The sequence below is a fragment of the Pandoraea cepalis genome (assembly GCF_902459665.1).
GTDB classification, from domain to species: domain Bacteria; phylum Pseudomonadota; class Gammaproteobacteria; order Burkholderiales; family Burkholderiaceae; genus Pandoraea; species Pandoraea cepalis.
The window spans coordinates 1-20,948 of record NZ_CABPSL010000016.1 but is presented as its reverse complement, the minus strand read 5'-3'; the positions used below and the strand labels follow the sequence as shown (position 1 = coordinate 20,948).

General features: G+C 64.8%; 20 protein-coding genes and 1 pseudogene. 4 read left to right on the top strand and 17 right to left on the bottom strand.

Annotated elements, in window-relative coordinates; genetic code table 11:
* Nucleotides 1–41 precede the first annotated feature (41 nt).
* Both pdxA and rsmA read left to right on the top strand, forming a co-directional pair.
* Nucleotides 42–1,121, top strand: coding sequence for a 4-hydroxythreonine-4-phosphate dehydrogenase PdxA (gene pdxA, locus PCE31106_RS17935; RefSeq protein WP_150564225.1), 1,080 nt, complete (start codon nucleotides 42–44; stop codon nucleotides 1,119–1,121).
* A 10-nt stretch (nucleotides 1,122–1,131) separates the two neighbouring features.
* The gene (rsmA, locus tag PCE31106_RS17930) at nucleotides 1,132–1,965 is read left to right on the top strand and encodes a 16S rRNA (adenine(1518)-N(6)/adenine(1519)-N(6))-dimethyltransferase RsmA (RefSeq protein WP_150564224.1); all 834 of its coding nucleotides are present in this window, start codon (nucleotides 1,132–1,134) and stop codon (nucleotides 1,963–1,965) included.
* On the opposite strand, the gene PCE31106_RS17925 is transcribed toward rsmA, so the two are convergent.
* Complete coding sequence (locus PCE31106_RS17925) at nucleotides 1,940–2,830, bottom strand: DMT family transporter (RefSeq protein ID WP_017235204.1); 891 nt, start codon at nucleotides 2,828–2,830, stop codon at nucleotides 1,940–1,942. The two genes, rsmA and PCE31106_RS17925, sit on opposite strands and share 26 nt — an antisense overlap.
* 240 nt (nucleotides 2,831–3,070) lie before the next feature.
* On the opposite strand from PCE31106_RS17925, the gene PCE31106_RS24490 reads away from it, so the two are divergent.
* Entirely contained in the window at nucleotides 3,071–3,508 is a 438-nt protein-coding gene (locus PCE31106_RS24490) for a rubredoxin (RefSeq protein ID WP_017235205.1), read from the top strand.
* 108 nt (nucleotides 3,509–3,616) lie between these two features.
* On the opposite strand, the gene gloA is transcribed toward PCE31106_RS24490, so the two are convergent.
* From gloA to PCE31106_RS24485, 16 genes are all read right to left on the bottom strand, one after another.
* Nucleotides 3,617–4,018 carry a lactoylglutathione lyase gene (gene gloA / locus PCE31106_RS17915; RefSeq protein ID WP_026132205.1) on the bottom strand — a complete coding sequence of 134 codons (402 nt, stop codon included), beginning with the start codon at nucleotides 4,016–4,018 and terminating at the stop codon, nucleotides 3,617–3,619.
* 111 nt (nucleotides 4,019–4,129) lie between these two features.
* Nucleotides 4,130–5,008, bottom strand: a complete 879-nt coding sequence (locus PCE31106_RS17910; RefSeq protein ID WP_017235207.1) for a M48 family metallopeptidase — start codon at nucleotides 5,006–5,008, stop codon at nucleotides 4,130–4,132.
* An 85-nt stretch (nucleotides 5,009–5,093) separates the two neighbouring features.
* Nucleotides 5,094–5,897, bottom strand: coding sequence for a lysophospholipid acyltransferase family protein (locus PCE31106_RS17905; protein ID WP_017235208.1), 804 nt, complete (start codon nucleotides 5,895–5,897; stop codon nucleotides 5,094–5,096).
* Between the two features lie 91 nt (nucleotides 5,898–5,988).
* Nucleotides 5,989–6,582 (bottom strand): D-glycero-beta-D-manno-heptose 1,7-bisphosphate 7-phosphatase, encoded by a 594-nt coding sequence (gene gmhB, locus PCE31106_RS17900; RefSeq protein WP_017235209.1) that lies wholly within the window; start codon nucleotides 6,580–6,582, stop codon nucleotides 5,989–5,991.
* Between the two features lie 32 nt (nucleotides 6,583–6,614).
* The gene (gene glyS, locus PCE31106_RS17895; protein ID WP_150564223.1) at nucleotides 6,615–8,744 is read right to left on the bottom strand and encodes a glycine--tRNA ligase subunit beta; all 2,130 of its coding nucleotides are present in this window, start codon (nucleotides 8,742–8,744) and stop codon (nucleotides 6,615–6,617) included.
* Nucleotides 8,741–9,679 carry a glycine--tRNA ligase subunit alpha gene (gene glyQ / locus PCE31106_RS17890; protein ID WP_150564222.1) on the bottom strand — a complete coding sequence of 313 codons (939 nt, stop codon included), beginning with the start codon at nucleotides 9,677–9,679 and terminating at the stop codon, nucleotides 8,741–8,743. Before glyQ ends, glyS begins: the two co-directional genes overlap by 4 nt.
* 206 nt (nucleotides 9,680–9,885) lie before the next feature.
* On the bottom strand, nucleotides 9,886–11,442 hold the full coding sequence (lnt, locus tag PCE31106_RS17885; protein ID WP_254441165.1) for an apolipoprotein N-acyltransferase: 1,557 nt from the start codon (nucleotides 11,440–11,442) through the stop codon (nucleotides 9,886–9,888).
* A 48-nt stretch (nucleotides 11,443–11,490) separates the two neighbouring features.
* A complete protein-coding gene (locus tag PCE31106_RS17880; RefSeq protein ID WP_150564220.1) occupies nucleotides 11,491–12,366 on the bottom strand; it encodes a CorC family transporter in 876 nt (291 codons plus the stop codon).
* 152 nt (nucleotides 12,367–12,518) lie between these two features.
* Nucleotides 12,519–13,205 carry a gamma-glutamylcyclotransferase gene (locus tag PCE31106_RS17875; RefSeq protein WP_254441163.1) on the bottom strand — a complete coding sequence of 229 codons (687 nt, stop codon included), beginning with the start codon at nucleotides 13,203–13,205 and terminating at the stop codon, nucleotides 12,519–12,521.
* A gap of 11 nt (nucleotides 13,206–13,216) precedes the next feature.
* Nucleotides 13,217–13,744, bottom strand: a complete 528-nt coding sequence (gene ybeY / locus PCE31106_RS17870; RefSeq protein WP_150564219.1) for an rRNA maturation RNase YbeY — start codon at nucleotides 13,742–13,744, stop codon at nucleotides 13,217–13,219.
* Nucleotides 13,741–14,802, bottom strand: coding sequence for a PhoH family protein (locus PCE31106_RS17865; protein WP_130027980.1), 1,062 nt, complete (start codon nucleotides 14,800–14,802; stop codon nucleotides 13,741–13,743). The genes ybeY and PCE31106_RS17865 overlap by 4 nt, the downstream gene beginning before the upstream one ends.
* Before the next feature lie 120 nt (nucleotides 14,803–14,922).
* Nucleotides 14,923–16,266, bottom strand: coding sequence for a tRNA (N6-isopentenyl adenosine(37)-C2)-methylthiotransferase MiaB (gene miaB, locus PCE31106_RS17860; protein ID WP_150564218.1), 1,344 nt, complete (start codon nucleotides 16,264–16,266; stop codon nucleotides 14,923–14,925).
* A 212-nt stretch (nucleotides 16,267–16,478) separates the two neighbouring features.
* The gene (locus PCE31106_RS17855) at nucleotides 16,479–17,408 is read right to left on the bottom strand and encodes a metal ABC transporter substrate-binding protein (RefSeq protein ID WP_150564217.1); all 930 of its coding nucleotides are present in this window, start codon (nucleotides 17,406–17,408) and stop codon (nucleotides 16,479–16,481) included.
* Nucleotides 17,409–17,419: 11 nt separating this feature from the next.
* Nucleotides 17,420–18,283 (bottom strand): metal ABC transporter permease, encoded by an 864-nt coding sequence (locus PCE31106_RS17850; protein ID WP_017235219.1) that lies wholly within the window; start codon nucleotides 18,281–18,283, stop codon nucleotides 17,420–17,422.
* Complete coding sequence (locus PCE31106_RS17845; RefSeq protein WP_174975268.1) at nucleotides 18,280–19,095, bottom strand: metal ABC transporter ATP-binding protein; 816 nt, start codon at nucleotides 19,093–19,095, stop codon at nucleotides 18,280–18,282. The genes PCE31106_RS17850 and PCE31106_RS17845 overlap by 4 nt, the downstream gene beginning before the upstream one ends.
* Entirely contained in the window at nucleotides 19,092–19,214 is a 123-nt protein-coding gene (locus tag PCE31106_RS24485; protein WP_017232876.1) for a hypothetical protein, read from the bottom strand. The genes PCE31106_RS17845 and PCE31106_RS24485 overlap by 4 nt, the downstream gene beginning before the upstream one ends.
* A gap of 1,058 nt (nucleotides 19,215–20,272) precedes the next feature.
* Here PCE31106_RS24485 and PCE31106_RS17840 point away from each other — a divergent pair.
* Nucleotides 20,273–20,875 (top strand): annotated as a pseudogene (locus tag PCE31106_RS17840) (PrkA family serine protein kinase); the annotation flags it as partial.
* Between the last annotated feature and the right edge of the window lie 73 nt (nucleotides 20,876–20,948).

Genomic DNA, 20,948 nt, shown 5'->3' with positions numbered 1-20,948 from the left:
AGACATTTCAGTCCCCCTCTCTTCTCTCTCTCGTCCCAGGCATGACTTCCGACCGGTCCTTCGCCCTCGCCATCACCACGGGTGAACCGGCGGGCGTCGGGCCGGAGCTGACGGTACAGGCACTGGTGAAGTGCCTGTCGCCCACGGAAGGTGCCACCGACGTCAGCGTCGACGCCCCCCTTCTCCGTTGCCAGTTCGCCGTGCTCGGCGATGCGTCGCTGCTCGCGGCACGTGCGCAGGCCGTGGGGCTCGGCGACGCCTGGCAGGCATTGCTGGCCGCTGCTCGCGTGCGTGTCGTCCACCATCCGCTCGCCGTCACGGCACAGGCAGGGAAGCTCGACGCCGCCAACGGTCGTTACGTGCTGGCACTGCTCGACGATGCCATCGATGGAGCGCTGGCCGGCACCTATCACGCCATTGTCACGGCACCGCTACAGAAGAGCACGATCAACGACTGTGGCGTGGCCTTCACCGGCCACACCGAGTACCTGGCCGAGCGCACCGGCACGCCACGTGTCGTGATGATGCTGGCCGGCGGTGGACTGCGCGTGGCGCTGGCGACGACGCATCTGCCGCTCGCGCAAGTGCCGGGTGCGATTCGTCGCGACGATCTGCTGCAAACGCTCATCATCCTCAATCAGGATCTGATGCGTCATTTCGGCGTGACGCGCCCGCGCATTCTCGTCACCGGTCTCAACCCGCACGCGGGGGAATCGGGTTACCTCGGCCGCGAGGAAATCGACGTCATCACACCGGCCCTCGACGACGCGCGCGCCGCCGGTATCGACGCTCGCGGCCCGTATCCCGCCGATACACTCTTCCAGCCACGCCACCTCGAAGGGGCCGATGCGGTTCTCGCGATGTACCACGACCAGGGACTACCGGTGCTCAAGTACGCGAGCTTCGGCGCAGGCGTGAACATCACGCTAGGCCTGCCGATCATCCGCACGTCGGTCGATCACGGCACGGCCCTCGATCTCGCAGGCACCGGGCAAGCCGAGAGCGGCAGCCTGCTTGAAGCCTTGCGTACGGCCGCCACCATGGCAGCCAATGCCGCGACACACGCATCATTGACCGCAGGCGCGAGCGGCGATCCGCACGCCGCAAAACCGCGTTCATAAGGAATTTCACATGAGTAGCGCATCGAAGCGCACGGGCGTCCAACAGGGCCACGTGGCGCGCAAACGTTTTGGTCAGAATTTTCTCGTCGACATGGGCGTGATCGACGCGATCATAGGCGCGATCTCGCCGCGCACCGACGACCTGATGGTCGAGATCGGGCCGGGGCTGGGTGCGCTGACGACGCCGCTCACAGAGTGGCTCGCGCATTTGCATGTGGTCGAACTCGACCGCGACCTGGTTGCACGCCTTACGCGCAAGTTCGGCGAGCGCGTGAGCGTGCATGCGGGCGACGCGCTCGACTTCGACTTTGGATCGCTTGTTCCGGCAGATCGACGCGACGAAGCCCCGCTGCGCATCGTCGGCAACTTGCCGTACAACATCTCCAGTCCGCTGCTTTTCCATCTGATGCGCTACGCCGCGCTCGTGCGCGATCAGCACTTCATGCTGCAGGACGAAGTGGTCGAGCGCATGGTCGCGCCCGCGGGGTCGAGCAACTACAGCCGGCTCTCGGTCATGCTTCAGTATCGCTACTGGATGGACAAGGTGCTCGACGTACCACCGCAGGCGTTCAATCCGCCGCCGAAGGTCGACTCGGCCGTGGTGCGGATGATTCCGCGTGCCGTGGCCGATCTGCCGCAGGTCGATCTGGACGTGTTCGGTGCGGTGGTGGCGCAGGCGTTCTCGCAGCGCCGCAAGATGCTGCGCAACACGCTGCACAGTTACCGCGATCGTGTCGATTTCGATGCGCTGGGATTCGATCTCACCCGTCGCGCCGAGGACGTTCCGGTCGACGAATACGTGATGCTTGCGCGCGCGATCAGCGGCGCCGGTTCACCAGGCTGATCCCGGCGAACACCAGCACGACGGCGCCCGCAAAGCGCCAGCCGACCGATTCGCCCAGCACCAGCACGCCGAACGTCACGCCGAAGAGCGGGCTCAGGAACGAGAACGACGCGAGGCGGGCAGCGCTGTAGCGCGTCAGCATCCCGAACCAGATCAGGTAGCTGGCAAACGCCACGCCAATGGACTGGTAAGCGAGGCTGACCCATGTCGTGGCCGTCATCGGGCCGACGTGCACGCTGCCTGTCCCCAGTGCCAGTGCGCACAGCAACACGGCCGAGACGGCGAGTTGGTAAAGCAGCGTCTTCGACGGTGCGGCGCTCGCCAGGCGTGATGCCCGGACGATCACCGTCGTCATTCCCCAGAACACGCCGGCGAGGAGACCGAGCAGGTCGCCGGGCCACGTTTTCGCGAGGTCCGAACCGCTGCCGTCCGAGAACGCGACCACGATGCCGCAGAAGGCGACGGCCATGCCGAGCCATTGCATCGGCCGCAGCCGTTCGCTCGGCACCGTCCAGTGAAGGCCCATGGCGGTAAAGCAGGGGGCCGAGTACAGGAAGACGGCCATGCGCGAGGCCGTCGTGTGCGTCAGGCCGACGAAGATGCAGAGGAATTCCAGCGAGAAGAGCAAGCCCGCGAGGAGGCCCGCCGGCAAGGTGCCGTCGCCGGTGAAGAGCTTCTGACGGCGCCACAGCATCCAGCCGCCGACCAGCACGGTCGCGATCAGCGAGCGCAGGCCGGCTTGCAGCACGGGAGGCACGACCGGCACGGCCAGTTTGACGGCGACCTGCTGGCCGCCCCAAACCGCACATAGGCCAAACATGATGGCAAGCGCGGCGGCATCGATCGGACGCGGAGTGGTTTTCATGGAGTTGGTTCGGATGGCGACGTATCGTGAGCCCGACACGCTGTGTGGCTCATTGTCTCCGATCCCGGTCGCCCGGGCAGCATTCTGGTGCAGGCAACAGGGGTAATCCGGGAGGCATTGTTTCGTCTCGCGACACTATGTTTCCCTGTTTCACGGGTTTATTGCACATAGCCGCGGCGATACAATGCTCCGCGCGGGCCATGGTGCCTGCCCCCGCCGTCATTCTCAGCACTATTGCGCATGTACAAGAAAGGCTCCGCCGTCGAACTTCAGTTCTCCCCGTCACGACTCAACGACGGGGCTGGCGATCCGTACTGGATCGATCTCACTCGCGACGAGGCGCAAGCATTGCTCGCCGCACTGCAATCGCATCTGAGCCGGCCAGAACCCGTTGCCTCGGGGACCGAATCGCCGCTCGTGTTCCCCCTGTTGGATCCGGCGGCACCGCAGAAGACCGAAACGACGCAGGACGACGGTGCTGTGCGCGTCGTGTCCGGCGACACGGCGCCGGCCTACCGCCAATGGGTCTGTGTGATCTGTGGCTGGATTTACGACGAAGCGCTCGGCTGTCCGGACGACGGCATTGCCCTCGGAACCCGCTGGGAAGATGTGCCGGAAGACTGGCGTTGCCCGTTGTGCGACGTGGGCAAGGAGGACTTTGCGATGGTGGAGTTCTGACGCGTCGGGCCGGTCTGCACGAAGGTAGCCGGCGCGCTGTTGTGTCATCCGGGTAACGGCCGCCGCAAATGGGCGGCCGTTACCGCATGGCGCGCGGACTGGCGGGCTTTACAAGCCGCCCTTGGCCGAATGCTTCTGGATCAATTCGATCTTGTAGCCGTCCGGATCTTCGACGAAGGCGATGACCGTGGTGCCGCCCTTGACGGGCCCGGCTTCGCGGCTGACCTTGCCACCGGCCGCGCGGATCGTGTCGCAGGCGACGTAGGCGTCGTCGACTTCGATCGCCAGATGGCCGAACGCGGTGCCGATTTCGTACTTCTCCACGCCCCAGTTGTAGGTCAGTTCAAGCACCGTGTGTTCCGACTCGGCGCCATAGCCGACAAAAGCCAACGTGTACTTGTACTCGGGGTTCTCGCTCTGACGCAGCAGTTGCATGCCAAGCACACGCGTGTAGAAATCGATCGAGCGCTGCAGGTCGCCGACGCGCAGCATGGTATGGAGCATTCGCATGATGTTTTTAACCGATGGGGACAACGAGAACTCGATTGTACCCGCGCGCATGAAAATGAGCTGCATTCACGCAGCGTTGAGCCACGCTAACGATCAGACGTGACCGTGCGGTCAGAATTCCGGTAGCCACTCGGGCGCATGCGACTTGAGCGTGTCGCGCGCCGACTCGAATTCCGGGAAGATCGACGCCACGGCTTGCCAGAAACGAGGCCCGTGGTTCATCTCCTTCAGATGTGCCAGTTCGTGCGCGACCACGTAATCGATCACACCCAATGGGAAGTGGATCAGCCGCCAGTTCAAGCGGATACGGCCGTCAGCGCTGCAACTGCCCCATCGCGTCGTGGCCGATGACAGCCCCAGCGCCGAATGACGCACGCCGAGCCGCTCGCCATAGACTTCCAGCCGCGTCGTAAAGAGTTTGCGGGCCTCCTGCTGCAGCCAGCCCTGCACGCGGTCGCGCATCTGCTCCGGCGCGGCTTGCGGTGGCAAATCGAGCCACAACGTATGCGTATGGATGTCGTACTGTGCAGCGCGAGCGCTCGCGCCGAGCCGAATCGTCAGCGTGTGGCCGAGGAACGGCAGCGTGGTGGCGTCGGCCCAGATCACACGTGGAATCACACGACGCGCGGCGCGGTCGCGAAATTCGGCGATCTTGTTGAAGATCCAGCGCTTCTTCTCGACCACGGCGGCTTCGACGTCCGCGAGCGTGACCCAGCGCGGGGCCGTGACGGCCAGTCCCGATTCGTCGATCATGAACCCGATGGTGCGTCGTGACGAGCGCTTGAACCGGTAGTAGATGGCATGGCCGTCGAGCACGATCACCCGCTCGCCGGCGGCGGGCAGGCGACGCGGCCCCGGGGCCGCCGACGTGGGTTCGTGGCGCGTGCTCGTGTCGCTGGCCGAGGGGCTCTGTGTGACGGAAGGGGCTGGCACGTCCGTGGCCACCCCATTCGCTTCGGCCGCCGGGTTGCCGAACAGATCGAGTTCCATCTGGGGAACAGGTGTCTCATGCCGGGAGCGAGTGTCGCGCATAGCGGATTGGACTTTCGACATGAGACGGTTCCGGGAGATGGCGTCAGGTCCGTGGCGTGGTGTCGGGCTTGTCCGACGAAGCGGGGGAATCCGTCGATTGGGACGCGGTCTTCACCGGCTTTGCCGTATAGGCACTCGGGTCGATACGCACCATCTCGCGCTCGATCCATTCGGTCACGTCGGCGTTGACGGCCTCGGCCGTGCGGCCCGCCGTCTCGATGACCGGCCCGATCGATACGATCACTTCCCCGGGTTTTTTCATGAACGTGTTGCGCGGCCAGACGCGTCCGGCATTGTGCGCGATGGGCACCACAGGCGCGCCGGTCGCCGTTGCGAGACGCGCGCCGCCCGACTTGTACTTGTTGCGCGAGCCAGTCTTCGTGCGGGTGCCTTCCGGGAACATGATGATCCACGATCCTTGGGCCAGGCGCTCGCGACCCTGCGCAACGACCGACTGAAACGCATCGGTGCCTTTGCTGCGATTGATGTGAATCATGCTGAGCAGGCCCAGCGTCCAGCCGAAGAATGGCACGTAAAGCAGCTCGCGCTTGAACACGAAACACAGCGGGCGCGGCATGAGCGCCGGCAGCGCAATCGTCTCCCAGGCCGACTGATGCTTCGACAGCAGGACCGCGGGTGTATCCGGCAGATTCTCCCATCCGATGACCCGGTAGCGCATGCCACACAGCTTGTCGCCCACCCAGATGACCACCTTGCACCAGCCTGCCGCGACCCAGTAGCGTTGCACGCGCGAGAGGAATGGGAAGGAGACGATGCACGCGATGGCGTACGGAATCGTCCAGACGATCTGGAAGATGAAGAAGAGAATCGAACGAAGTTGCAACATCGGATCTTGGCCTGAAATAGGGTGCCGGAGCGATTGTCCTACGCGCGCTGACGCGCGTCCTGGGTAATGTGGCGGGCAAGCGCCGCGCCGCTCACGCGCTCTTGGCGTCCTCTTCGGCGAGCAGGTCGTTCACAAACGCCTGCAGGCTGTCATGCACACGCGTGCCTTCGGGCAGATTACCTGCGGCGAGCGTCTTTTTGCCCTTGCCGGTCAGCACCAGATGCGGGCGTGCGCCGACCGCCGCCGCCGCCTGCAAATCGCGCAGCGAATCGCCCACGGCCGGCACGCCGGTCAGGTCGACCTCGTAGCGGCGCGCGATTTCCTGAAACAGGCCGGGCCTCGGCTTGCGGCAGTCGCAGGCGTCGGCGGCGGTGTGCGGGCAGAAGAACACGGCGTCGATGCGGCCGCCGGCGGCGACGGCCAGCTTCGACATCTTCGTGTGCATGGCGCCGAGCGTCGCCATGTCGAACAGCCCGCGCCCCACGCCCGACTGGTTCGTCGCCACGACGACCCGGTAGCTGGCCTGATTCAGGCGGCCGATGGCTTCCAGACTGCCGGGCAACGGTACCCACTCATCCGTCGACTTGATGAACTGATCCGAGTCGGCGTTGATGACGCCGTCGCGGTCGAGAATCACGAGCTTGCGGGCGGCGGGGCCGGGGGTGCGGTCTTTACGCGAATCCATGACGAACAGGCTTCCGGGACATTAAGCCGCAATCAAGCGGCGAGCTTCGAGAGATCGGCCACGAGGTTCATCTTCAGATGCAGATGGCTGAGCAGGGCGAGGCGATTGTTGCGCAGTGCCTCGTCGTCGGCCATCACCATCACGTCGTTGAAGAACGCGTCGACCGCATCGCGCAGGTCGGCCAACGCCGACAGCGCTTGTGCATACTCGTGCGCCCTGAACTTTTCATCCACCACGGGGGTGACCTTGTCCAGTGCGGCGGCGAGTGCTTTCTCGGCCGGCTCGATCAGCAGCGACGCCTCGATGACGCCCTCGGGCGGCGGCGCCGTCTTCTTGAGGATGTTGCCGATACGCTTGTTCGCGGCGGCAAGCGCGTCGGCTTGCGGTAGCGCCGAGAACGTACGCACGGCCTCCAGGCGCTCGGTCACATCGCTCAGGTCCAGATAGATCGACGGGGAAACCAGCACCGCCTCGATCTCGTTGGCGGCGTAGCCACGCTCACGCAGATAGCCCCGCAGGCGATCGAGCACGAACTGGTAGACGTCGCTCAGGTAGGCGTCACTGGCGACACCCGACGTAAATTGCTGGTACGTCACGTTCAGCAGGTCCGACAGCATGACCGGCAGGTGCCGCTCGACGAGCATACGCGCGATCCCCAGCGCATGGCGGCGCAGCGCGAACGGGTCTTTCTCCCCGGTCGGTTGCAGGCCGATGCCCCAGATGCCGACGAGCGTCTCGAGCTTGTCGGCCAGCGCCACGAAGAGACCCGTGTCGCTCGCGGGCAGGGCATCGCCCGCGAAGCGCGGCTGATAATGCTCCGAGCAGGCGCGCGCGACGTCTTCGGCTTCGCCGTCGTGCCGCGCGTAATACGTGCCCATCGTGCCTTGCAGTTCCGGAAACTCACCGACCATATCGGTCAGCAGATCGGCCTTGGCCAGCAGGGCGCCGCGCTCGGCCAGCGCCACGGCGTTCTGGTTCGCGCCACGGATCATCTGCGCAATGGCACCGGCCAGTCGCACCAGACGTTGCGTACGCTCGAACTGCGAGCCCAGCTTGTTGTGATAAACGACGTTCGCGAGCTGCGGCACACGGTCCGCGAGCGGCTTCTTCTTGTCCTGCTCGAAGAAGAACTTCGCATCCGCGAGACGCGGGCGCACCACACGCTCGTTACCCGTGACGATCTGCTCGGGCGTGTCGGTGGCGATGTTGGAGACGATCAGGAAACGGTTCGTGAGGCGGCCGCCCTCGGCGAGCGGCTTGTCGGTGAGCGCGAAGTACTTCTGGTTCGTCTGCATCGTGAGAATCAGACATTCCTGCGGCACCGCGAGAAATTCTTCTTCGAAGTGGCAGGCGTAGACCGCCGGCCATTCGACCAGAGCGGTCACTTCGTCGAGCAGTGCGTCGGGCATGATCACATGCTCGTTGCCCGCCGCGTCAAGCAACTGCGTGCGAATCGCATCGCGGCGATCCGCGAAACCGGCAAGCACCTTGCCTTCGGAGGCGAGGGTCGAGGCGTAAGCGTCCGCATGCGCGACGACGACGTCGCCGTTCGACAGGAAGCGATGTCCGAGCGTCTGGTTGCCCGAGGCGAGCCCAATCGCCGTGGCGGGCACGACGGTGTCGCCATGCAGCGCGATCAGGCCGTGCACCGGGCGCACGAATTGCACCGTCTCGCCGTCCGGACGCTGGTAGCTCATGACCTTCGGGATCGGCAGTTTGCCGAGCGTCTCGTCGAGCGCCCCTTGCAGCGCGTCGCCCAGTTGGGCGCCCGCCGCCGTGTAGGTGTGGAAGAACGCCTCGGCCTTGCCATCCATCGCGCGCTCCAGGCGGGCGACCGGCAGGTCGGCAAAGCCCATGGCGGCGAGCTTCTTCGCCAGCGGTGGCGTCGGATTGCCGTCGGCGTCGAGGGCGACGGAGACCGGCAGTACCTTGGCGCGGATGGTCGCGTCCGGGGCGCGTTCGAGCACGTTCGAGATCGAGACGGCCAGGCGTCGCGGCGTGGCGTACGGCGTGACGACGCTCGCGTCCGTGGTGAGGCCGCGCGAGCGCAGGCCGTTGGCAATGCCGTCGGCGAACGCGTCGCCCAGACGCGCCAGCGCCTTCGGCGGCAATTCTTCGGTCAGCAGTTCGACCAGCAGGGTGCGTTGTGCGGTGCTCATCATGCGGCTTGCGTTTGGGTTGGGGCGGCGGGGGCGTTCAGCATCGGGAAGCCGAGCTTCTCGCGCGAAGCGTAGTAGGCCTGTGCGGTCAGGCGCGACAACGCCCGGATACGGCCGATATACGCGGCACGCTCCGTCACCGAGATGGCGCCGCGCGCGTCGAGCAGGTTGAACGTGTGGGCAGCCTTCAAAATCATTTCGTAGGCGGGCAACGCGAGCTCGGCTTCGATGAGGCGCTTGGCTTCGCTCTCATAGTTATCGAAGAAACCGAACAGCATCGGTTGATTCGAATGCTCGAAGTTGTACGTCGACTGTTCGACTTCGTTCTGATGGAACACGTCGCCATAGGTCAGGCGACGCGTGACGGGGCCCTCGGCCGTTTGTTCTTCCCATTCGGTCCACACGAGGTCGTAGACGTTCTCGACCTGTTGCAGATACATGGCCAGACGCTCGATCCCGTACGTGATCTCGCCGAGCACCGGCTTGCAGTCCAGTCCGCCGACTTGCTGGAAATACGTGAACTGGGTCACTTCCATGCCGTTGAGCCACACCTCCCAGCCCAGGCCCCAGGCGCCGAGCGTGGGGTTTTCCCAGTCGTCTTCCACGAAGCGCACGTCGTTTTCGGTCAGATCGAGGCCGAGCGCGCGCAGCGAACCCAGGTACAGGTCGAGAATGTTCTCCGGCGCCGGCTTGAGCACCACCTGGTACTGGTAGTAGTGCTGCATGCGATTCGGATTCTCACCGTAACGGCCATCCTTCGGACGGCGCGACGGCTGCACATAGGCGGCGCGCCACGGCTCCGGGCCGATCGCGCGCAGGAACGTGGCAGTGTGCGAGGTACCGGCGCCGACCTCCATGTCGTAAGGCTGGAGCAACGCACAGCCTTGCTTGTCCCAGTAATCCTGCAAAGTCAGGATGACTTGTTGAAAGGTAAGCATGATGAATTCGCGCGGACGAACAGAAAAAAATGCGGATTTTGCGCAGTCTTTTGGCCCGGCCGCGAGCGCGGCCAAAAGACTAAAACATTGAATTTTAGCGGGAATTCGACCCGAACGGGGCGTCGATGCCCTTCGGGTAGCCCGACAGGGGGATTTTCACGGTCCCCCGCGTCATTTCGATGTCGCCGGTGCGACGTCGGCTCGGCTCAGCGCGCCCGGCGTGACATGGCCAGTCCGAGGCCCAGCGCGATCAGGGCGAGCCCCAGCGCGGGCAGGTTGCCAAAGCGGACGTATGGCGTGAGGCCGCTGTAGGGCTGCACGCTGCCCGTGAGAGCGCCCGTGGTCATCGTTGGCAGACGGCCCTGTACGCGGCCGTGGGCATCGATGATCGCCGTCGTGCCGGTGTTCGTCGCCCGCAGCATCGGACGTCCCGTTTCGAGCGTGCGCATGCGCGCAATTTGCAGATGCTGGTCGAGCGCGATGGTGTCGCCGAACCACGCGAGGTTGGTCGAGTTGGCGAGCACCGTCGCGGGCTCGGGCATGCTGCGCAGCGTCTGGGCGATTTCCTCGCCAAACAAGTCTTCGTAGCAGATGTCGAGCGCCACGCGCTGGTCGGCGACCGCGAAGCCGCTCGGTGTGGCCGTGCCGCGCAGAAAGTCGCCCAGCGGGATGTGCATCATGTCGACGAACCAGCGAAAGCCCCACGGAACGAATTCGCCGAACGGCACGAGATGATGCTTGTCGTAGCGGTGCAGCGTCGCGTCGCGCGGCGTGACGCCGAACAGGCTGTTGGTCAAGTCCGTCGGGCCGCGATCGGTGAGCGTGGCGCCGACGGCCCCGAGCACCACGTGCGAGCCGGTGCGATCGGCGAATTCGCGGATCGGGCCGGCCACATCGGGCGGTATGCCTTGCAGCAACACGGGGAAGGCCGTCTCCGGCGTGATGATGAGGTCCGCCGGTGCGGCCACGATCATGTCGCGATACAGGGCCATCGCGTGATCGATCCCCGCGCGCTCGAATTTCATGTCCTGCGCGATATTGCCTTGCAGCAGCCGAACGGTGAGCGGCTTGCCCGACGGGGTGGTCCAGGCGTGGCGCGCGAGCCCGGCACCCGCACCGAGCAGCGCCAGCACACCGACGACCGCCGCCAGCCGCCGGGCGGGCCCAGCCGGTGGTGTCGTGCCGGCGACGGGAAGCACTGCGCGGGCGAGCCAAGCCGCCGCGAGTGCGGCGAGTCCGCCAATGCCGTAGACCCCGATGAGCGGCGCAAAGCCTGCCAGCGGGCCATCGACATGGGCGTAGCCGGGCGACAGCCACGGGAAGCCCGTGAAGACGGTGCCGCGCAGCCATTCCGCGAGCGTCCATGCCCCTGCGAACGCGAGGGTACGCCACAGGCCGCTGGGGGAGACCCCACGCGTGATGAACGTCGCCAGCGCCGGATAGATTGCGAGATAGATCGAGAACAGCAGCACGGCTGCACCGGCCATGATGCCGGGCATGCCGCCGTACGTATGCATGCTGATATAGAGCCACCAGATGCCGGACGCGAACGATGCGACGCCGAAACTGCCACCCAGCCAGAGGGCGTCGCGGCGCGACGCGCTGCGCTCGACGAGCGCGAACAGCCCGGCCATGGCAAGCAGTTGCAGCCACCAGACGTCGCGCGGCGCGAAGGCGAGGGTCTGGGCGATACCGGCCAGGCCGGCGAGCGCGCGGGCACGCCAAGCGGGCCACGAGCGCCGCTCGGGCGCGTGGAGGGTCATTTCCTGCATGGGTCGATGTAGACGTTGATCGGAGCGTGAGTCAAGTCGTCAGGCAGACGGATCGGCGCCAGCCGTTTCCATGCGCCGCAACAGCAGCACGTGAATCTGACGGCCGTCGGCACGCAGCACTTCGAACACGAGATTGCCCAAACGCATGCGCTCGCCACGACGCGGCACTCGGCCGAACTGGTGCGTGATCATACCGCCGATCGTGTCGTTCTCGGCGTCAGTGAACTGCGTGCCGAACGCCTCGTTGAACTGCTCGATCTCGGTGAGGGCACGAATGCGATACGTGCCGTCGGGCGCGGCAATGATGTTGTCTTCTTCCTCGTCGAAGTCGTACTCGTCCTCGATATCGCCGACGATCTGTTCGAGCACGTCTTCAATGGTGATGAGGCCGGCCACGCCGCCATATTCGTCGACGACGATGGCGATGTGATTGCGATTGACGCGGAAATCGTGCAGCAGCACGTTAAGACGCTTCGACTCGGGAATGAACACCGCCGGGCGCAGCATGTCGCGCACGTCGAAGTCGTGATTGGCGTAGTAACGCACCAGATCCTTCGCGAGCAGAATGCCGATGATGTTGTCGCGATTGCCTTCGTACACCGGATAGCGCGAGTGCGCCTGTTCCAGCACAAAGGGGACGAACTCGTCGGGCGTCTGTTCGATGTTGATGGCGTCCATTTGCGCGCGCGGCACCATGATGTCGCGGGCACATAGGTCGGCCACCTGGAATACGCCCTCGATCATCGCCAGCGAATCGGCGTCCATCAGGTTACGGGCGTGGGCGTCTTGCAGAATTTCAAGCAGCTCCGCACGCGACTCCGGCTCCGGGGAAATCAGATCGGTGAGGCGTTCGAGCAGCGAGCGGGGTTTATCGGTGTTTTTTCGACCAGGTCGACTGGGATATGGGTCGTTCATGACGGCGCGTCCAAGGTGGGCGGACGCCGAGCTGTTACAGGAAGCTCAAGGATACACCAGATGTACGGCAACTCTGCGTCAGTACCGCCGCGTCGCGTGGCGCCGACGTCGTGTCCACGCGATGCGGCGGATTTCAGGACGCACAGACGACGTCAGCGCGCACCGCAGCGGTGCAGCACGGCTTCCAGCGCCGGATCGGGCATGCCGGCGTCGCGCAGCGCCTTGACCGTGCGGGCAACGTAATCGTGCGTTGTGCCGTAGCGACCCTGCGCCTGATCGAAGACCTTGCGGATGATGTCGTCGGGCAGGCGGCCGGCGTAGCTCTTTACATCCCGTCGCATGACAAATGCGAGCGCGGGCGCGCTGCGGCCGTCGGCAAGGGCGCAATTGAGCCATGCCGGACGATACGAGCCCATCGCCATCTCGCGATACCAGAGCGTTTCGAGTTCGGCGCGCGCCTTGGCTGCCGAGAGCCGCAGCGCCACCCCTGCACACGAGCCGCCACGGTCGAGGGCCAGCACGAGTCCCGGTTGCTCGGGGGTGCCTCGATTGACGCGCGACCACAGATACAGACCTCGGTGATAACCGAAGACGCGAGCGTGCAGGCTCTCCTCGACGGGCAGGCCCGGATTCCAGATGAGCGAGCCGTACGCGAAGATCCACAGATCCTCGCGACCATCCCAGTGGGCGAGCGCGGTATCCAGCGAGCCCGCGAGTTCTTGCTGGCTCAGATGACGGGCGTCGCCGAGATCCGGCGGGTACTGGTTGCACCCGGGACCGCTCGACACACTGGCCGATGGCGTCTCGGGGGCCGACCGGCGATTGGGGAAGCGGTCCATGCGATATCGGTTCAGGCGCGGCGCGTGTTGGCCGGTGTGCGGGACTTCGGGGGCTTTTCGACCAAGTAAGGGTCGGCGTAGCCGAGACCGGTGAGAATCTCCGCTTCGAGGCCTTCCATCTCCTGTGCCTCATCGTCCGCTTCGTGGTCGTAACCTTGCGCGTGAAGCACGCCGTGCACGATCAGATGGGCGTAATGCGCTTCGAGCGTAATGCCCTGTTCGTTCGCTTCGCGCTCGACCACCGGGCAGCACAACACGATGTCGCCCGTTACCGGGTCGCTGTCGTGCTGCGCATAGGCAAACGTGAGCACGTTGGTCGCGTAGTCTTTGCCGCGATAGCCGCGGTTCAGCGTCTGTCCTTCTTCCGCGCCGACGAAGCGCAGGGTCAGTTCGGCGTCGGCGAGCAGCGCGGCCTGCACCCAGCGGCGCAGCGTGGTGCGCGTGAGCAATGCCTTGTGCGTGGCGAACGCCGGACCGGCCACGAACTGGTGCGTCAGCGTGAGTGCATGACGCGGCGAACGCGAGGCCGGCTCGCTCATGCCTTGCCTCGCGATGCGCGGGCGGCGCGCGGGGCGCGTTCGGCCGACACGCGCGCCTCGAGGCTGGCTTCGTCAAGCTGCGCGTGGGCGTCGTATGCATCGACGATGCGGGCGACCAACGGGTGACGCACCACGTCCACGCTGGTAAAGCGGGTCACGGCGATGCCGCGAACGTTCTTCAGGATCACCTGCGCTTCCATCAGGCCGCTCTTCTGGCCGCGTGGCAGGTCGACCTGCGTGGTGTCGCCGGTCACGACCGCCTTGCTGCCGAAGCCGATGCGCGTCAGGAACATCTTCATCTGCTCGGGCGTGGTGTTCTGCGCCTCGTCAAGAATGATGAACGCGTGGTTGAGCGTGCGCCCGCGCATGTACGCGAGCGGCGCGATCTCGATCATCTGCTTCTCGAAATACTTCTGCGTCTTGTCGAAGCCGAGCAGATCGTAGAGTGCGTCGTAGAGCGGGCGCAGGTACGGGTCGACCTTCTGGGCCAGATCGCCGGGGAGAAAGCCCAGGCGCTCGCCCGCTTCCACGGCGGGGCGCGTCAGGACGATGCGCTTGACGGCGTCGCGCTCCAGGGCGTCGACGGCGCAGGCCACGGCCAGATAGGTCTTTCCGGTGCCCGCCGGGCCGATGCCGAATGTCACGTCGTGCGACAGGATCTGCTTGAGATAGTCGCGCTGCGCCGGCGTACGACCGTGCAGATCGCTGCGGCGCGTGTGCAGTACGGGCGATCCGTCTTCCGTCTCGCCGGCGGCAAACGGGTTGTCGTCGCCGTGACGCACGCTCGGTACGAGCCCCTGACGCGACTCCACGAGGCCCAACTGGATATCGTCGACCGACAGCGGCTCGGTCGCGCGGTTGTAAAAGCTCTCGATGGCCTGGGTGGCGATCGCGGCGCTCTTGCCGCGAACGGCGAAGCGATGGCCGCGGCGGGAAATGGAGACGTCGAGCGCCTGTTCAATCTGACGCAGGTTCTCGTCGAGCGGGCCGCAGAGGTTGGCCAGACGGCGGTTGTCGTCGCGCGGTGCGGTGAATTCTTGGACGGGTGCTTTCAAGATGATCCGGTCGGGTGCCTGTTCAGATCGTTCGATGGAGTCGCCGGGGGCAGGCTCGGGCACGCGATGCATGAGGTGGGTGCGCCCGAATCTGCCGGATCCGATCATAGTCGCAAATTTCGGTCAGTGCGTGGTGAGCAATTCGCCACGCAGCGAGTGCGGGTAGGCGAGCGTGATCACGACGTCGGTCATCTGGCCGATCAGGTGGGCGCGCTGGGCTTCGGTTGCCGGGAAGTTCACCACCCGGTTGTTCTCCGTGCGGCCTTGCAGCTCGTTGGGGTCCTTGCGCGACACGCCTTCGACGAGAATACGCTGACGCGAGCCGACCATGCGCTGGCTGATGCGCGCGGCGTTCTCCTCGATCACCGCCTGCAAATGTTGCAGACGGCGCAGCTTGACCTCGCGCGGCGTGTCGTCCGGCAGGTTGGCGGCCGGCGTGCCCGGGCGCGGGCTGTAGATGAACGAGAAGCTCGTGTCGTAGCCGATCTCGTGAATCATTGCCATGAGCTTGTCGAAATCCTCTTCCGTCTCGCCGGGGAAGCCGACGATGAAGTCCGACGACATCGACATGTCCGGGCGCACCCGACGCAGGCGGCGGATGATCGACTTGTATTCCAGCGCGGTATAGCCGCGCTTCATCGCCGAGAGCACGCGGTCGGCGCCGTGCTGCACGGGCAGGTGCAGATGGCTCACGAGCTTGGGCACCTTGGCGTAGGTGTCGATCAGGCGTTGCGTGAATTCCTTCGGATGGCTGGTCGTGTAGCGAATGCGCTCGACGCCAGGCACCTCGGCCACGTATTCGATGAGCAGCGCGAAGTCGGCGATCTCGCCGTCGGCCATCGACCCGCGATAGGCGTTCACGTTCTGACCCAGCAGCGTGATTTCGCGCACGCCTTGCTCGGCCAGGCCGGCAATCTCGGTGAGCACGTCTTCGAATGGGCGCGAGACTTCGTCCCCTCGCGTGTAGGGCACCACGCAATAGCTGCAGTACTTCGAGCAGCCTTCCATGATCGAGACGAATGCGGTCGCTCCCTCGACCTTGGCGGGCGGGAGGTGATCGAACTTCTCGATTTCCGGGAACGAGATGTCGACCTGCGAGCGCCCGGTGGCGCGACGCGCTTCGAGCATCTGCGGCAGACGGTGCAGGGTCTGCGGGCCGAACACCACGTCCACATAGGGGGCGCGCTGCACGATGGCGGCGCCTTCCTGGCTGGCGACGCAGCCGCCGACACCGATGACCAGGTCCGGCTTGATTTCCTTGAGCGCGCGCATGCGGCCCAGATCCGAGAACACCTTTTCCTGCGCCTTTTCGCGTACGGAGCAAGTGTTGAACAGGATGACGTCGGCGTCTTCGGGCGTGTCCGTCTTTTCCAGCCCTTCGGCGGCGCCGAGTACGTCCGCCATCTTGTCGGAGTCATACTCGTTCATCTGACAGCCGAACGTCTTGATATAAATCTTCTTTGCCATTGAGTGTGCGCCGTTCGCAGTGGTTGACCTGGGGGCGTCCGTAATGAATGTTTCAGGGGTTCAGTCTTGCCCGGCCGCGAGAGAGAAGCGGCGGCCCAAACGCAAAAGCCGGCGTGGCCGGCCTGTCCGGACCTCCTTGGCGGGGCCGGTGTGTGGTGCACGCATTATAGCGCGTATAGCGCGTGCACCGCGGAGGGCGGGGCGGTGACCGACTAGCGGTTGTCCTTCATCGCGGCGGCGATGGCGCGCACGTTGTGCTGAAACAACTGAAGGTAAGTCGTGGCTTCCGGATTCTGCGACAGGGCGTCGGAATACAGTTTGCCGTCGACCGTCACCTTGGCGTCGCGGGCGATGCGCTGGATCAGGCGCGGATTGGAGATGTTTTCCATGAAAACGGCCTTGATACCCGTGCGGCGAATCACGCGGATCAGGTTCGCCACGTCCCGGGCGCTGGCTTCGCTTTCGGTCGACACGCCTTCCGGGGCAAGGAACCTGACGCCGAAGCGCTGGCCGAGGTAGCCGAAGGCGTCGTGCGACGTGAGCACAACGCGGCGGGCCGGCGGAATCGGGGCGAACTGCTTGTTGGCCCAGGTGATCAGGTCATCGAGTGCGCCGCGGTAGTTCCTGGCGCGTTCCGCGTAATAGGCGCTGCCGGACGGGTCCGCTTGCGACAGGGCGGCGGCGATGTTATCGACCATCGTTTTGACACGTTCGGGATCCTGGAACATGTGCGGGTCGGGCACGGTCCTTCCCTCGTCGACCATCGTGCGCGCTTTGAGGCCCTGGGTGACGGTGACGAGCTTGCCGGGATAGTGGCTCGCCTTCATCAAGCGAGGCATCCAGCCTTCGAAGCCCAGGCCATTGACGAAGAAGAGCTTGGTCCCCGAAATCCTGGCGACATCCGCCGGCGTGGGCTCGTAGACATGCGTGTCCTGGTCGGGGCCGACGAGCGTCGTCACGTCGACCCGGTCGCCACCGACGGATTTAACGATGTCGGACAGGATGCTGAAGCTTGCGGCAACGGGCAGGTGCGTGTCCTGCGCGCGTGCCGGGCTGGCGAGCGCCAGCGCCATGGCGAGCAGTGCGGCGAGGCGCGCCGCGCCAAACCACGATTTGCCAGCCGATTGACCCAATCCGAACATGTTTTCCTCTCTCAAAGCGCCGGGGCCTTGGCCGCATTGGCGTGGCCCGGCGTGGCAAGCAGCGCGCCCAGGTAGGCGATGCCCGCCGTCAGAATGATGGCCGGTCCCGAAGGGCAGGCCAGGTAATACGAAAGCAGCAATCCGATGACGCTTGACGCGCTCGCGACCAGCCAGGCCACGAGCAGCATGCCCGGCAGCGTGCGGGCGACGAGCCGGGCGGTGGCCGCCGGCAGCATCATCAGTCCCACGGCCATGAGCGTGCCCATCGCCTGAAACCCCGCGACGAGGTTCATCACCGTGAGCACCGTAAAGCCCAGGTGATAGCGCATGACGCCCCTGCCGTGGTCGTGACCGAGAAACGCCGGATCGGCGCTGTCGAGCACGAGACCGCGATAATGCCATCCGAACCATAGGAGCGTCACGGATGCTATCGCGGCGACGAGAATCAGCGACGGATCGTCCACCGCGAGCACCGAGCCGAAGAGCAGGTGCATCAGGTCGACGCTGTTGCCCCATTTCGAGACAATCACCACGCCACCGGCCAGCGCCAATAAATAGAAGCCCGCGAACGATGCCCCCTCGTCCAGCCGCGTGCGGCGGCTCGACAGTCCGGCGAGCAGGGCCACCAGCAAGCCCGCCACCATCCCGCCGCCCGCCATCCAGGGCAGCGACAGGCCGCCAATCAGGTAGCCGATGGCGGCGCCCGGCAACACCGCATGCGAGAGCGAATCGCCCATCAGGCTCATGCGCCGCAGCAGCAGGAAAACCCCTACCGGCGCGCAGCCGACCGACAGCGCGAGGCTGCCGACCAACGCGTGGCGCATGAAGTCGAACTCCGAGAACGGGCCGACGATCAGATCGAGAACCCCGCTCATCGGTGGTCTCCCCCCGAGGTCGTGATCGCGCCCGGCGCGCGCGAGCCCCCGTGGGGCGGCAAGCCATAGGCTGCCGACGCGGGGCCGGCAACGCGGGCGGTGTAGCCGCCCGCGCCGGACAAGCCCACATGCGCGCCGCCAGCCGCACTGTCGGCAGACGGCAGCCCGCCGTGCAGACACTCGGCCGGCGTGCCCGTCGACACCAGCCGACCGGCCATCACGGCGACGTACGCGAAGCGCTCGCGCACGAGCGGCAGATCATGGAGCACCGTCACCACTGTGCGTCCCTCGCTGCGCCATTGATCCAGCAAGGTGAGCAACAGTTCCGCCGAAGGCAAGTCGATGCCGGTAAGGGGTTCATCCAATAAAACGATCGGGGCGTCTTCCACAATCAGCCGCGCGAAGCGGGCGCGCTGCCATTGCCCGCCGGACAAGGCCTCCAGCGCTTGCGTCCGTTTGTCGGCAAGACCGACGCGTGCAAGGGCCTCGTGAGCGCGCTCGACTTCGTCGCGCCCGAGACGTCGTGCGTCGCCCGTGCGCCGCCATGTGCCGGTCAGCACGTACTCTTCGACGCACATGGGGAATCGGTGGTCGGTCTCGGGCCGTTGCGACAGGTAGGCGACCGGCCCGTCGCAGACGATCTTGCCCGTCGAGGGCTTTTGAAGGCCCGCGAGTGCGCGCAGCAGTGTGGTCTTGCCGCCGCCATTGGGGCCGACGACCGCGCAGAGCACGCCGGGCGCAAAGGTTGCGCTGACGCGATCGAGCGCCACGTTCGGTCCGAAGTGAACCGAGAGATCCTGGCAGCCGATCACGGGGCGACCCCCTGCAGAGCCCAGTACACGAGTGCCCAAAGCGGCAGGAGCACCAGCAACGACAGGACGGTGCGTTCCCAGCCAGCCAGGCGGTAGAGCCAAACGGAAAAACGAATCATGGACGACGCGTGGATGGATTAGGCGTCGGCGCGGCGACGCTCAAACACAGTTTGCAACTGTGTAATAAATGCAACAAGGTTGCATTATGGCACGAATCGATGCGTGTCGCTGTGCTCATGGATCGTCGGCGCCCTTGGGCTCGAGCGGTCTGCGAGGCGCGCCGGGACACAGCACGTTACATATCGGCGCAGCAGAGTCGGGCGAACCGGCGTAACATGGGTTCAAGCTCGGGTCACTGGCACGCTGTTCGCTTCATTCCAGGGATCGGCAATTTGCAAGGCATTGATGAGACGGTGGCATGGTGGGGTGCAACGGCCCGGGTCGGAACCTTCCGACCGACGGTAGGGCAAGCGCCGCAGGCATGCCGAAATCGCCCAGGAGGTTCGCTCGTTCAGACATCCGGCCGTCGTCGACTTTCCGCTCGCGACACCATGCTTCGCAGCATGACGATCGCACGACCTTCGCGACTTCGCGCAGTCGCGTCGCCTCGACAGGAAAGCACTCCATCACGCGCCCACGTCTTCGCGTTCGTCGACGTCGTCGGGCCGCCCACTTTTTTCTGCAAACGCGTGCGCACGGCGCGCTGGATGTGCGCGAAAAAATCTATCGGATAGATAGCATTCCTTAGTAAACGCCGACGAATTCAAACACGGTCGAATGCAGATAAACCCGAGTGCGCATTGCGTGGGAAATTTGCCGAAAAATCGCGCGGTTTGTGAGGCGGCTCCGCTGACGTGCGCAATGCGTAGATGAGGCGCAAACCCGCGTGGAATATGGCGGATAGACGATGCTTAGCGCTGCGGAAAATATCTAGCGACAGTTTTTTTGTTTTGTGCATATGATGAGGTAACGGTTGCAATTTTCAGCGACAAGTTTAAAGTCAACCTAAACCTATTTTGAGTCGTTCATGTGAGGGAGGGGACCGTGCGAAAGGTTTCGCGACAGTCGCTCCGGCATGCAGTGAGCCAGGTCGAAACCTTTGCGCAGTCATCCAGGTCTTAGGCAACAGAGCGGACATCGCGTCGCGATGTTTTCCGATGAAGCGGGGGTGAGGCATATGGATATTTTCAGCCACTACACGACACGTTTCGAAGCACGCAAGGAAGAGGAATACAGCATCCAGGAGTATCTGGAAATCTGTAAGAAGGACGCGACGGCTTACGCATCGGCTTCCGAGCGGATGCTGCGCGCCATCGGTGAGCCTGAACTCATCGACACGCACCACGACCCGCGCCTTTCGCGGTTGTTCTCGAACAAGATCATCAAGATCTATCCCGCCTTCCGTGACTTCTACGGCATGGAAGACACGATCGAGCAGATCGTGTCGTTCTTCAAACACGCCGCGCAAGGGCTCGAAGAGCGCAAACAGATTCTGTACCTGCTGGGCCCCCCGGGCGGCGGCAAGTCGTCGCTGGCAGAGAAGCTCAAGGCGTTGATGGAAGACGTGCCCATCTATTGCCTGAAGGGATCGCCGGTGCACGAATCACCCCTGGGCCTTTTCTCACCCGAAGAAGACGGCAAGATTCTGGAGGAGGACTTCGGCATTCCGCTGCGGTATCTCAATACGATCCCGTCGCCGTGGGCCACCAAGCGCCTGAACGAATTCAACGGCGACATCACCAAGTTCCGTGTGGTCAAGGTGCGCCCGTCGGTGCTGCAGGGCAATCGCATCAAGAGACCTGCATTCCAAGCACTTGAGCCCGATAGTGTTCATCGAATCCGGCCTTGAGCCG

What these genes read in the sequence shown, in the direction of transcription:
- PCE31106_RS17855 (WP_150564217.1), bottom strand. Translation starts at nt 17,408, where the DNA reads ATGTTCGGATTGGGTCAATCGGCTGGCAAATCGTGGTTTGGCGCGGCG.
- PCE31106_RS24490 (WP_017235205.1), top strand. Translation starts at nt 3,071, where the DNA reads ATGTACAAGAAAGGCTCCGCCGTCGAACTTCAGTTCTCCCCGTCACGA.
- glyQ (WP_150564222.1), bottom strand. Translation starts at nt 9,679, where the DNA reads ATGCTTACCTTTCAACAAGTCATCCTGACTTTGCAGGATTACTGGGAC.
- rsmA (WP_150564224.1), top strand. Translation starts at nt 1,132, where the DNA reads ATGAGTAGCGCATCGAAGCGCACGGGCGTCCAACAGGGCCACGTGGCG.
- gloA (WP_026132205.1), bottom strand. Translation starts at nt 4,018, where the DNA reads ATGCGAATGCTCCATACCATGCTGCGCGTCGGCGACCTGCAGCGCTCG.
- lnt (WP_254441165.1), bottom strand. Translation starts at nt 11,442, where the DNA reads ATGACCCTCCACGCGCCCGAGCGGCGCTCGTGGCCCGCTTGGCGTGCC.
- pdxA (WP_150564225.1), top strand. Translation starts at nt 42, where the DNA reads ATGACTTCCGACCGGTCCTTCGCCCTCGCCATCACCACGGGTGAACCG.
- PCE31106_RS17910 (WP_017235207.1), bottom strand. Translation starts at nt 5,008, where the DNA reads ATGGAACTCGATCTGTTCGGCAACCCGGCGGCCGAAGCGAATGGGGTG.
- gmhB (WP_017235209.1), bottom strand. Translation starts at nt 6,582, where the DNA reads ATGGATTCGCGTAAAGACCGCACCCCCGGCCCCGCCGCCCGCAAGCTC.
- PCE31106_RS17850 (WP_017235219.1), bottom strand. Translation starts at nt 18,283, where the DNA reads ATGAGCGGGGTTCTCGATCTGATCGTCGGCCCGTTCTCGGAGTTCGAC.
- ybeY (WP_150564219.1), bottom strand. Translation starts at nt 13,744, where the DNA reads ATGAGCGAGCCGGCCTCGCGTTCGCCGCGTCATGCACTCACGCTGACG.
- miaB (WP_150564218.1), bottom strand. Translation starts at nt 16,266, where the DNA reads ATGGCAAAGAAGATTTATATCAAGACGTTCGGCTGTCAGATGAACGAG.
- PCE31106_RS17880 (WP_150564220.1), bottom strand. Translation starts at nt 12,366, where the DNA reads ATGAACGACCCATATCCCAGTCGACCTGGTCGAAAAAACACCGATAAA.
- glyS (WP_150564223.1), bottom strand. Translation starts at nt 8,744, where the DNA reads ATGATGAGCACCGCACAACGCACCCTGCTGGTCGAACTGCTGACCGAA.
- PCE31106_RS17905 (WP_017235208.1), bottom strand. Translation starts at nt 5,897, where the DNA reads ATGTTGCAACTTCGTTCGATTCTCTTCTTCATCTTCCAGATCGTCTGG.
- PCE31106_RS17925 (WP_017235204.1), bottom strand. Translation starts at nt 2,830, where the DNA reads ATGAAAACCACTCCGCGTCCGATCGATGCCGCCGCGCTTGCCATCATG.
- PCE31106_RS24485 (WP_017232876.1), bottom strand. Translation starts at nt 19,214, where the DNA reads ATGATTCGTTTTTCCGTTTGGCTCTACCGCCTGGCTGGCTGGGAACGC.
- PCE31106_RS17875 (WP_254441163.1), bottom strand. Translation starts at nt 13,205, where the DNA reads ATGGACCGCTTCCCCAATCGCCGGTCGGCCCCCGAGACGCCATCGGCC.